Below are 10,996 nucleotides of genomic sequence, written 5' to 3' on the forward strand. Positions count from 1 at the left end.
TAAGTTCTTTATCCGACATAGACACCAACATATCAAACCGTCCGCTAACGAAATTGCAAAAGTGCATATTCTAAAAGCGGACATTTTTACTTTGGAGAAACCGGACATTTCTATTTTGGAGTTACAACCTGATTTCGCATAAGAGGTTTTATGTTAAATCAGGAGTTCACAATATTGGTCGCCATAATACTTTTTTCATAAAAATGAAAGTAATTGACATCATTTTACTTTAGTGATTAATTTTTTATTACAAATATCAAGAACTTGAGATGATCGTAAGCATCCGGCTAACACAGCCTTACCAAGCGATCCTATAAGCCTTAATTTAGTTCCCACCTAAAAACAAGTGGGGACTTAATCCATGAACATGGATATATATTCAGCAACACCTCCTGTTGCTAAAAAACGCAGAACATACAGCAAAGAATTCAAACTCAGTATTGTCAATGCCTGTAAAAATCCTAATACCTCGATCGCTTCGGTCGCACTGCAACATAGTATTAATGCCAACCTTGTCAGTCGTTGGATCAGGATCTTCAGCCATCATGAGGGTGCCGTGCAGGATCCTACTCATGTGAATCCAGCATTTATTGCTTTGCCTTACACTGCTGCAATCAGCCAACCTATTGATGAGAGGATCACGTTGTGTATCACCGTGCCTCATACGAATAATGATATTCAGCTAAAATGGCAGACATCAGAAATACCTGCCTTGGCAGAATTACTCAAGGCACTGGCAACATGATCCGTATCAATGAAATTTGGCTCTCTACCCAGCCCATGGATATGCGAGCAGGAATGGATACTGTCATGGCTCAGGTGGTGAGAGCCTTTGGCTACATCAAACCGCATTGCGCCTACCTGTTCTGTAATAAACGTGGTCATCGTATGAAAGTGTTGGTACATGATGGACTGGGCATCTGGCTGTGTGCCCGGCGTTTGGAACAGGGTAAATTTCACTGGGCTCAAGTTCACCAAGGTGAAACCGTGGCCCTCAGCCCGGAACAGTTACAGGCATTAATCCAAGGTTTGCCCTGGCAGAGAATTGGACGACAGCAGGTGGTGACGATGCTTTAAACCAGGCTGTTCCATTCTGCTATTCTCCAAACGTTCTATTTCATTCTTCTCATGACCTCAGGCATACTGCGGTCATGAATACGCTGCCTGACTTAAGCCAACTGACCCATGAACAACTGCTGGAATTCACCAGGCAGTTGGCGATGCAGCATCAGTCTCTGGCACAATCAAATCAAGAATTAGAAAAATCAAACCAGCAATTAGATGCCAGAGTTCAACATCTTGAAGTCACCAATCAGCAATTAGATTCTAAAGTTCAACATCTTTCTATTCTCAATCAAAAATACGAGCATGAACTCGCACTATTTAAACAGCACAAATTCGGCAGTAAAAACGAACATCTCACTGCAAAACAAATCCACCTGTGGGATGAAGCGGTTGAAGAAGATATTGCCGCGGTTGATCTAGAACTGGAACGGCTAAATGCAGATAAAACCGATGCAGTGACACACAAAGCCAAAACCAATAAACCTAAACGTCGACCACTGCCAGATCATCTACACACCATCCGTATTGAGCATGAACCTGCATCAACCCAATGTGCTTGTGGCTGCCAACTCCGTCGTATCGGTGAAGATGTCAGTGAAAAACTGCATTTCAGACCGGCACAGTTCTATAAGGAACAGCATGTGCGTGGTAAATGGGTCTGTGATCAGTGTGACACTCTGACTCAGCAAGCGATGCCCGCCTATGTGATTGATAAAGGCATTGCTTCACCTGAACTGCTCAGCCATGTTTTGGTATCGAAATATGCCGATCATTTGCCGCTGTACCGTCAACGTCTGATCTATCAGCGGGCGGGAATCGAACTTTCTAGATCAACTTTATCTGACTGGATAGGTCGCTGCGGTGTAGAACTGGAACCTCTGGCCAATGCCTTAAAAGAGGTGGTACTACAACAGCAGGTGCTGCATGCAGATGAAACACCGGTCACCATCATGCGGATGGGTGAGAATGATAAAAAACCGAAGAAAGGTTATGTCTGGGCCTATGCCACTACACAGTACAATCCAGTTCAGGCGGTGATCTATGACTTTCAGGATAGTCGTTCAGGCCAGCATGCTGCAGAGTTCTTGAAAGGCTGGCAGGGTTATCTAGTCTGTGATGATTACAGTGGTTATAAAGCACGCTTTAAATCAGGCCAGGTCATTGAGGTGGGCTGCATGGCCCATGCACGTCGTAAATTCCATGAACTGCATGTAACTGGGAAAAGTCAGGTCGCTGAACAGGCATTAGTGCTGATTCAGAAACTGTATGCGATAGAAGCAGAGCTCAGGAAAAAGACCGATGGTACAGCGGAAGACCGCCGCGAATACCGACAACAGCATAGTCAACCAGTGATGCAACAACTATATGAATGGCTCAACCAACATCATCTGACAGTGCCATCGAGTTCTCCCACCGCCAAGGCCATCAATTACACTCTGAAGCGTTGGCCAGCTTTAAGCCGCTATCTGGATGATGGCAATCTACCTATTTGCAATAATTGGGTCGAGAATCAGATGCGTCCCTGGGCGTTGGGGCGCAAGAACTGGCTGTTTGCAGGTTCGCTGCGCAGTGGTCAGCGAGCGGCAAACATCATGACGTTAATCCAGTCAGCAAAGCTGAATGGCTTGGATCCGTATGCCTATTTAAGTGATGTGCTGAAAAGGCTGCCGACGCATAAAGCGACCCAAATAGAAGAATTACTGCCACATCGCTGGAAATCCAACTCAAATTAAAAAATAGGCATGGGGTTCAGCGGACGCTTACAGATGATCATGTTTTTCATCTCCAACTTTTGATAAATTAATGTTAAATCAAACTTTTTTATCCAATTGGAGTAAATTCCACTACCTTGTCTAATTAGTAGTGCTTCATATAGTGTTCTTATTATTTGCATTAACTCTTCATTATTATTCTGCATTGGATTAATTGATGTTACTGTTAAAATAGACTTTAGATAGCCTTCTTTTGTCTTTATTTCTTTCTCTAAATCATCATGGATTTGAACTTGATAAAGAATATTATCAATAAAAAAATGATATGTTCTATCAATAAATTTTGGATCTTTTTCAGGCTCTCGTCCTGAATTACTTTGCCATATTTGTCTTAAATATATTTTTCGCTCTTTATCTATAGTCCAATCTCTATCAGGATGCCAAACTCCTCTAGGAACACTATTTTCTATTTCATCAAGACCATATTCAATACGATCCTCTCCACTAATTCTTTCATTTATAAATCCCATTATTTCCCCTCTTATTAAATGTTCTTATTTCAGAGTAATTAGAATAGTTAAATTTAGCTAAAATTAACATAATACGGATTATCTGAAGCCTGGGATGTCTTCCAGGCTTCTTTTTTGGCTTCGTATAACAGCCATTATGTTAAATGAAAATAAATGAGTTAAAGAGCAGCTTCTAGCAGAACTATCATTAAAAGCTGAAAACATAGATATATGATTGATGCATATATCATTATCTGAGACATTTTATCTAAACTAAAAAAAGTGTAGCTTATTAAAATATTTAAAAAAATTACTAAAATTGTAGAAAAAAGGATATTCAAAAAATTATTAACTTTATGTTTTTTTATAAACCTAAAGATTATATAAATGAGCAAACTTGATGCTGAATTTATACAAAATATAATTGGGTAAAATAGCATGAAAAAGAAATTTGATATTGAAATTATGAATCCAAATATATTTAATCCGATAAAAATTTTCCAAAATTTATGCATATTTTACTCATTAATTATCAATTTTTTCTAAAATTAACATAATACACCTTATACGAAATCAAAAATGGGAGCCTAAGCTCCCATTTTTATTGATGATTTTTTAATTCTTTTAGCATGGCATCCCGTAAGATTTCATTCATACGTGTTTGATAACCTTTTCCCTGTGCTTTGAACCAAGCAAGCACATCAGCATCTAACCGAATTGAAGTTTGTTGCTTTACTGGACGATAGAATTGATTGTGGCGTACAGCATTACTCCAGTCGGTAATTTCAGGCATATCTGAGAGATCTAGCTGATCGTCAGGAATCGTTCCCTTAGCAAGCAAGCGTTGAATTTCAGCATCTTGCTTGTCGCTGAATTTTTCATTCAGTTCTTTGCGTGAGTATTTAACCATGCTCATATCTATCTCGCTCCGCCTTGGTGACTTGTCTTGCACTAATGATTCGTATGATTTCACAGTCATCTTCATCAAAGATGGTGTGAGCTACTAACAGCATTAGTACGCCTTTTACTTTCCCAATGGTCTGCCAACGTTCTTCACCATCGGTATGTCTGTCCTGAATTGAGATCCTTAATGGATCTTCAAAAACAAGGCTTGCCGTTTCGAAAGAGACATCGTGTTTTTTCTGATTCTTTCGATTCTTTGCCTCATCCCATTCGAAATACTGTTTCATAAAAAACATTCAAATTTGTATATACAATAATGTATCATAAAATTGTATCACTCAAGTTGAGAAGCGTAATTTTTAGTCAAATTTATTGGCAAAACATTCCAAAACTGCTCATAAAAAAGCCGACTTGTTTCAAAGTCGGCTTTTTACTGTTTTTGCGACCAAGGTGAAATTTTTAAGCGATTGATTTTTATATTAATATACAAGTGTATTGCGTATAACCACCATTATGTTAAATAGGGAATTCAAAGCTCTTTCTAAGAGTTGGTATAGTGGTAATACTTATTGAGTGCGTAAAAGAATTAGATTAATAAAATACTCAAAAGAAAAATAGTAAAAGGGAACTTACAGAAAATAAGTTACCGGCTCTTAAAATTATATTTAAACAAAGAAGCCCAACTAAATGATTGGGCTTCCTCATATCTAACTTTACCTTATGATTTTCATCAGTGTACTGCAAGAATTTAGACTACTTGTTGACTTGAACACCTTTAAAAATCAATTTCTCTTTTTTTTGTGTTTCTATAAGCAGTTGTGCCTGCCCCTTACGAGATTGAAGATATAATGTGGGAGCATTCACCAGAATATCTATCATCGTACTTTCACGTAAGTTGATATCATCAGGACAGCCCATCATTGTGGCAACAATTGGTTGTTCAGCATATAAATGATTGCCCTTAAAATGAATACCAATCGAATTTATATTACAAAACAAATTCCCAATATACAGCATCTTTTCTGCAAATTTTAGCGTGATAGGTTGGTCAGGTTTTGAAGCCAGAAATAATGAATCTATACGTTCACTATTAGCATTTGTTGCCTCGATTAATTCCCAAGAAAATTGCGCCAAGGTCTGCTCACTAAAGGACATCACTTGTAATTCTTGTATCTTGGACTGATCGGCTGATGAAGGCTTATGACAAGCGCTCAAAAGTCCAACGACGAACATCAGTATAAATATTCTAGTCATCGTTATTGTCCGTATAATAATGAGTAACCCTCTTTATAGAGTTCATCAGTAGAATAATCGCTTTTGATGATCTTTAATTTTATTTATTCTCATGATTTTTCCTTGATCTAATTAAATTTTCAAAAAATACATCTACTTTGTGGTGCTATAGCTAAATTCTAAAGGCTATAGAATGTAAATATTTCTGTAAAACACCATTTTATAAAGTTTTGTACTGCTAACTTAAGTAATTAGCTATATTTGCTTATACAACATCAAGTATTAGTATAAATTTTATTTAAATAATATCGAGCTATTTTGAAATTTTTGTGACTATTTTTTTACACTTTTAGGGCACTCATCTTTCTAGGATAAATGTATTAATTATTAAAGAATGGTTATAGATTAAGTGAATCATTTCTAAGAGATTCTAAAATTAACATAATACACCTTATACGAAATGCTCTGTAAAATTCATTTTAAAACAATGTCTTATATCTGTAAAAAAAGCCTAAGCATCCCCTCTTAGGCTTTTTCAGTGATTTTTCGTGTTCCACGCTCAATAACTAAGCAATGTTCCACAAGTTTATTCAGTTTTAATAAACCTCATCCAGTTTTTTGATGAGTCATTATTTCATGTGCTTGCACTGAAATTGGCTCATCAAAAAACTGGAGTCCTGGCTAACCATAAGGAAGGAAAAAACGGCTCAGGAAACCCCTTTTTTTAGGTTCAGGCTCAACGTGTTCTGGAACAGGGATACGTTTATTGTCTTTCTGAGGAGTAGTCAATCCGTCATAGTTTGACTCAGTCTGTGGCCGAGGATCTGTTGCTATATTCGAATTAGTAGATTCATTTAGTTGATTAATATTTTCTTGTTTTGGCTGTTCTAAGGTGCCCTTAAACTCAATTCTATGAGTAAGATCTTCAATATGTTGCATCAAAGACTTTTCTCTTTGATTTGCTAACTCTAACTGATTTTTGAGTAAAGAAATTTGATCTTTTAATACATTTTCAACTTCAGATTGAACGTGTACTTGTACATCCTTTTGAACTTGTTCAGTACGTGCACTGGACTGAACACCGACTGGATTGCCATAAACTCTGATAAGTTCAGACAAGTCTATAAGTCCATCATGATCTCTTGATAATTCACCACTTTTTAAAGCCTCGTATATTGTTGTACGTGATTTTTTAAAGGCTTTACTTGCGTCCATAACGCTAAATTTTGTTGTGTTCAATGGAATCCCTCAGTACGTGTACAAGGATGTTTATGTGAACATCCAATCTGAACATGAAGTTTATTTTGTATTAAAGCCTACTTTTTTTAGATATGGGAGTAGTTCTTCAAATTTTTGTGGATCTCGTAGCATTTCAGAAATTCGAACTGCAAATTGTGAGTAGCTTTCAGTACCTTGAGAATATTTATTCATCTCTGGAAGCTCAGACAGTTTACTGGCAAAAAGATGACGCTGTGCATCGGTAAATTTTGAGAAAATCTCAAGAGCAGTTTGCTCTTTGTTATGAGCTATAACGACTTTTTTCAGTTTAAAGTTGAATGAAAAACCAGAAATATTACGTCCCTTTTTATGTTGCTGACATTGGACGTTAATATCCGTGTGTTCATTAATTTGGGCAATAGCTAGATTTAATACTCGATCTTTGAAATTTCCCATTCTTGTATATTCATCATCAAGAACGCCTATTTTTTGTCTGAACTCTGCTAGTTCGATAATTGGAGTTTGACCCGTACTACGCCAAGCAATTAATAATTCATACAACCGCACAGCATAAGCACTGCTGAGATTACTAATCTGTTGTAACTCATATTTAGTGAATTGTTCTTCTAAACGTGTAATAAGTGGCACGATTGCAGGGGCAAATATTAACTTTACTGTAGCCTCATCATCGATATATCTAATCTCGCTCACCCAGCGACTTAAAACATTCTCTACATTTCCTCTTTTATTAATTTCTTGATAGCTAAATTGACGTACAAATAGATCCTTACAAGCATCTTTTAACGCTTGGTAAGCTGTTTGTCTTGCAACATTAAATTGATTTACATAACTCTCAGCATGCACTTCTAAGGGGTCATTTGCATTGATTCCTCGACCACTATCTCTTGCTTCGACGATAGCTAATAAGATCAAACGTTGTTCTACTAAGTCTAAGTTATAACTCGCATTAATTAAGGCATTATCTTTAACTACTAAGTCCCGCATTTTATTTGTCTACATTATTACTTATGAATATAAATCTATAATAATAAATATGCAGATTAATGCAAGGTAAACGTAGTTAAATCTACAAAAAAAATAATGTAGATTATTGGTAGGTAAACGTAGTCATATTGGTAGGTAAACGTAGTCATATTGGTAGGTAAACGTAGTCATATTGGTAGGTAAACGTAGTCATATAAGATCTAGAAGCCTTTATTTACAAAGTCTTGAGCATGTCTAAAAGCATTTAAAAGCTTAAAAATAATTAAAAGCCCAGCGAGTAAAAAATTGCCCTTGGTTTTCGCTACGCTCAAACTCTATTGAATCTCGCTTTCGCTCGATTCGTTGGGGCAATTTTTGGTTAATATTTTCGTGACTTTTAGAAAAAGCAAAAGCAGCTCGGAATTCGCTTCGCTCATCAGCTTTTTTTCTCGCTACGCTCGGTTTAGGGATCAAACTTGGAAAGTTCGCACCCATGCGGGATGCTCTGTAGGGTAGGTGATTAATGGATAGGGAGCTTGTAATCAGGGAAAGGAAAGAGCAAATTTTCTCAGTTCGCTCGTAGACACTCGCTCTGTTTATCGACTCATGCCACGAGATTTCATTTTAGGCGCATGTTGCTGTGCTTTGAGCTGTTGTTCTTGTCTGAGTTTCATCTGTTGTTCTGCTTTGATCTCATTCACACATTTCTTAATAACTTGATAGGTTGAGTATAGAGTTTGGTATTGCTTGGCTTTGGCCGGATGTTGTTGTTGGTACTGCTTCCAGGCATGTTCTTTGAACTTTTCATTGTCTAATAAATCCTTCACACCATGTTTTTTCTGGTGTTCATGCTGACCTTTCAGCTTTTTGTGTTCCTGATAAATCTCGTCACGTTGGGCTTCCCAGGCTTTTTTTCCAAACAGTAAGGGTTTGTTCTGGGTTAATTCGTTGTGTTGATCGACCAGGCTTTGCAATCTGTCATGACTTTGCTTGAGTCGACTCTTCACGATGTCCTGGGCAAGCTGCTGATTGAACTCGTTTTCATGTTTTTGCATCTTGCCGAAGGTGTTTTCGGCCTTTTTAAAAACATCCTGCATAAATTCTAGGTCTAGATTCGCGTCTTTTGCGCTGATTTCGCGATTTAGCACTTTGCCAAGGGTTTCTCTCTGTTTTTCTTCAAACAGGGCTTTTTCGTCAATTGGTGGCGTTTTAGCACTATTTTTGATTTGGATCTGCTGTTCAGTTTTTAGTGTATTGAGTTTGATCTCATTTTCAGCAATCAGCAGATCCATATTTTTACCGTATTGCAGTTGAGCCTGATTTCTCTGTTTGATTTCATCATTGCTTCGGCTGATTTCGGTCTTAATCCCTTTCCGGCGCAGTTCGGTGACTTTCGGCCCTTCGTGCAGGGTAGCCTCTAGACCATTCTCCTGGTCCTTGTAGCTGCGGTGATCGACTCGGGCGGTGTATCCGGCCATGTCCAGGTGCATATTGCAGATATCGGCAAAGTGTTTGCGCCAGTGTTCGATTTCTCCACTGTGTTTCTGATCCAGTTCCCGGGTTTTCTCGGTAAAACCTTCGGGAATGAGCTTGCGTGTGCTCATCAGGATATGGGCGTGATAATTGCGTTCATCACTGCCGGATCCGGTATGCGGGGCATGGATACAGGCATCAACGGCCACCTGATGTCTGTCCACGATACTGGCGCATAGTTCTTCGAGCATGGCCAGGCGTTGTTCCTGATTTAATTCACTTGGAAAAGCGATTTCAAATTCCCGGGCAACTGTCGAGTTTTTTCGGGTTTCGCGCTGTTCAACTTCGTTCCAGAGTCTTTCCCGGTTTTTTAAATGTTCTGGTGCGTCTTTGGGTAAATAAATCTCTTTGTATTCCACACCAGTTTTTCGGCTGTAGTCATGTTCTCGGCCTTCACGTTCACAATAGATCTTTTCACCAGCCCGATAGGCGATTGCAGCAGTGGCGGAACGTCCTGCTGATCGTGCTACGGTTTTGACTGAAAAGTGGTAAATCGCCATGCCTATTTTTCGCTTTTAAATTTTCACGTAGTGAAATACAACCGTGTCTACGGTTGTCGGGGTATTGGGGAGACCCCAATCGGACTTGCAAACGAAGTTTGCATAAGTGCGCTCTTCGAGGAAAACATTACTATACATATAGCACCTTGAATGCATATTCAAGTGCGCTTATGTTAGGGATGGTTTCCCAGGATGATGGTATTGGATTAATGAGCGTTACTGAAACACTAGACAGCAAAATTAAAGCCCAGGAAGAAAAGCTGAAACAGCTTAAAGCTCAAAGACAAGCAGCACTTGCAAGAGAACGTGCTAAAGAGAAAGAACAGGCTCGTAAAGATGATACTAGACACAAAATTCTAATCGGATCTTGTATGCTAAAAATCACTGAAGAAGATGAACAGGCCCGGGCAAAATTGATTGCACAGATGGACAAGTATTTGACTGATGAACGTGATCGTAAGCTCTTTAATTTATAAGTGATAGGAAATCAATCATGGCATTGAGCCAATTCGATATTATTAAGTCTTTAGGTGAATCTATTGAATGGTTTGAAAAAGAACTCTCTTGGGGAATGCCTATTGCAGAATTAAGGCATTTAACAGGAAGAATTGGGGAACTTTATGTAGCTATGATGACCTTAGGACAATTAGCTGATTCAGTTAATCAGAGAGGTTATGATGTAGTTTCCAGTACTGGACAAAGAATTTCTGTTAAGACTGTTACTACAGCAAGTCATGTCGATTTTAATCTTAAAACGATTGAGTTAGTGGACAGAATTATTGTTTTAAGAATTAACCCAGAGGACCTCTGTATTGAAGTAGTCTATGACTTAAATATGGAGCAGTTTCAGGCTAAGTCACGAGAATACAAAGGGAAATATATTTTAGGTATTTATAACAAAATACTTTTAGCTAATTCAAAAATAAATATAGGGTTAAATATTCCTACTGAAACAGAACTGAAAGTTGAAAATAATCATGAGCTATTGATTTTAAATAATATTTTTTATGATGGATATGAGATAAAACAATATGAAAATGCAAAAATTGAAGTTTATAAGGATGGTGAAAAACAACCATCAGCTAAAGAAATTTTGAGGCAGATAGCCCTCCCTTTAAATGTCTCTTTAAATAATTCAGCCGGAAATCCTAAAAATACTCAGCAATTAGGGGATCATGTGATCAAGGCAATAAAGAACTTTAGATCAACCTGTGTTATTCCTAAGTAGAAATGTCCTACCTAATAACCAAATAGAAATGTCCTATATGGACAATTCCAAGTCAAGCACAGGATTTAGATTTCGTTCTTTGATTGCTATTTTCTGTGCACGTCTGCTTGG

General features: G+C 37.9%; 13 protein-coding genes. 5 read left to right on the forward strand and 8 right to left on the reverse strand.

Translation table 11 applies throughout. From position 1 onward, the window contains the following. The first annotated feature begins 361 nt into the window (after positions 1-361). The 3 genes from FTV12_RS15485 to FTV12_RS15495 all read left to right on the forward strand — a co-directional run bounded on the left by FTV12_RS15485 (position 362) and on the right by FTV12_RS15495 (position 2,798). Positions 362-745 (forward strand): transposase, encoded by a 384-nt coding sequence (locus tag FTV12_RS15485; protein ID WP_001055589.1) that lies wholly within the window; start codon positions 362-364, stop codon positions 743-745. Then, the gene (tnpB, locus tag FTV12_RS15490) at positions 742-1,077 is read left to right on the forward strand and encodes an IS66 family insertion sequence element accessory protein TnpB (protein ID WP_035270816.1); all 336 of its coding nucleotides are present in this window, start codon (positions 742-744) and stop codon (positions 1,075-1,077) included. Before FTV12_RS15485 ends, tnpB begins: the two co-directional genes overlap by 4 nt. 74 nt (positions 1,078-1,151) lie before the next feature. Beyond that, positions 1,152-2,798, forward strand: coding sequence for an IS66 family transposase (locus tag FTV12_RS15495; protein ID WP_180034300.1), 1,647 nt, complete (start codon positions 1,152-1,154; stop codon positions 2,796-2,798). On the opposite strand, the gene FTV12_RS15500 is transcribed toward FTV12_RS15495, so the two are convergent. The 8 genes from FTV12_RS15500 to mobQ form a co-directional block, all read right to left on the reverse strand. Further along, positions 2,795-3,307 (reverse strand): hypothetical protein, encoded by a 513-nt coding sequence (locus tag FTV12_RS15500; RefSeq protein ID WP_180034301.1) that lies wholly within the window; start codon positions 3,305-3,307, stop codon positions 2,795-2,797. The two genes, FTV12_RS15495 and FTV12_RS15500, sit on opposite strands and share 4 nt — an antisense overlap. A gap of 580 nt (positions 3,308-3,887) precedes the next feature. Continuing rightward, complete coding sequence (locus tag FTV12_RS15505) at positions 3,888-4,202, reverse strand: BrnA antitoxin family protein (protein ID WP_019838431.1); 315 nt, start codon at positions 4,200-4,202, stop codon at positions 3,888-3,890. Further along, positions 4,189-4,476, reverse strand: a complete 288-nt coding sequence (locus FTV12_RS15510; RefSeq protein WP_017393771.1) for a BrnT family toxin — start codon at positions 4,474-4,476, stop codon at positions 4,189-4,191. Before FTV12_RS15510 ends, FTV12_RS15505 begins: the two co-directional genes overlap by 14 nt. A gap of 466 nt (positions 4,477-4,942) precedes the next feature. Continuing rightward, a complete protein-coding gene (locus FTV12_RS15515) occupies positions 4,943-5,443 on the reverse strand; it encodes an META domain-containing protein (protein WP_074163995.1) in 501 nt (166 codons plus the stop codon). Between the two features lie 660 nt (positions 5,444-6,103). Further along, positions 6,104-6,661 (reverse strand): plasmid replication DNA-binding protein, encoded by a 558-nt coding sequence (locus FTV12_RS15520; RefSeq protein WP_227656918.1) that lies wholly within the window; start codon positions 6,659-6,661, stop codon positions 6,104-6,106. Between the two features lie 60 nt (positions 6,662-6,721). Next, complete coding sequence (gene repM, locus FTV12_RS15525) at positions 6,722-7,645, reverse strand: replication initiation protein RepM (RefSeq protein WP_005021644.1); 924 nt, start codon at positions 7,643-7,645, stop codon at positions 6,722-6,724. A gap of 252 nt (positions 7,646-7,897) precedes the next feature. Then, on the reverse strand, positions 7,898-8,119 hold the full coding sequence (locus FTV12_RS15530) for a hypothetical protein (protein WP_180025721.1): 222 nt from the start codon (positions 8,117-8,119) through the stop codon (positions 7,898-7,900). Between the two features lie 101 nt (positions 8,120-8,220). After that, positions 8,221-9,657 (reverse strand): MobQ family relaxase, encoded by a 1,437-nt coding sequence (gene mobQ, locus FTV12_RS15535; protein WP_180034302.1) that lies wholly within the window; start codon positions 9,655-9,657, stop codon positions 8,221-8,223. A 209-nt stretch (positions 9,658-9,866) separates the two neighbouring features. On the opposite strand from mobQ, the gene FTV12_RS15540 reads away from it, so the two are divergent. Continuing rightward, complete coding sequence (locus FTV12_RS15540; protein WP_180034304.1) at positions 9,867-10,133, forward strand: mobilization protein; 267 nt, start codon at positions 9,867-9,869, stop codon at positions 10,131-10,133. 17 nt (positions 10,134-10,150) lie between these two features. Continuing rightward, entirely contained in the window at positions 10,151-10,885 is a 735-nt protein-coding gene (locus FTV12_RS15545; RefSeq protein WP_180034303.1) for a hypothetical protein, read from the forward strand. Positions 10,886-10,996: the final 111 nt, after the last annotated feature.

This window comes from Acinetobacter sp. YH12233 (assembly GCF_013417725.1).
Taxonomy (GTDB): Bacteria; Pseudomonadota; Gammaproteobacteria; order Pseudomonadales; family Moraxellaceae; genus Acinetobacter.

Bases quoted from the DNA above. Each gene is read 5' to 3' on its own strand.
- FTV12_RS15510 (WP_017393771.1), bottom strand. From the start codon at position 4,476: ATGAAACAGTATTTCGAATGGGATGAGGCAAAGAATCGAAAGAATCAG.
- FTV12_RS15545 (WP_180034303.1), top strand. From the start codon at position 10,151: ATGGCATTGAGCCAATTCGATATTATTAAGTCTTTAGGTGAATCTATT.
- FTV12_RS15515 (WP_074163995.1), bottom strand. From the start codon at position 5,443: ATGACTAGAATATTTATACTGATGTTCGTCGTTGGACTTTTGAGCGCT.
- FTV12_RS15530 (WP_180025721.1), bottom strand. From the start codon at position 8,119: ATGGGTGCGAACTTTCCAAGTTTGATCCCTAAACCGAGCGTAGCGAGA.
- FTV12_RS15485 (WP_001055589.1), top strand. From the start codon at position 362: ATGAACATGGATATATATTCAGCAACACCTCCTGTTGCTAAAAAACGC.
- mobQ (WP_180034302.1), bottom strand. From the start codon at position 9,657: ATGGCGATTTACCACTTTTCAGTCAAAACCGTAGCACGATCAGCAGGA.
- FTV12_RS15500 (WP_180034301.1), bottom strand. From the start codon at position 3,307: ATGGGATTTATAAATGAAAGAATTAGTGGAGAGGATCGTATTGAATAT.
- tnpB (WP_035270816.1), top strand. From the start codon at position 742: ATGATCCGTATCAATGAAATTTGGCTCTCTACCCAGCCCATGGATATG.
- repM (WP_005021644.1), bottom strand. From the start codon at position 7,645: ATGCGGGACTTAGTAGTTAAAGATAATGCCTTAATTAATGCGAGTTAT.
- FTV12_RS15495 (WP_180034300.1), top strand. From the start codon at position 1,152: ATGAATACGCTGCCTGACTTAAGCCAACTGACCCATGAACAACTGCTG.
- FTV12_RS15540 (WP_180034304.1), top strand. From the start codon at position 9,867: ATGAGCGTTACTGAAACACTAGACAGCAAAATTAAAGCCCAGGAAGAA.
- FTV12_RS15505 (WP_019838431.1), bottom strand. From the start codon at position 4,202: ATGAGCATGGTTAAATACTCACGCAAAGAACTGAATGAAAAATTCAGC.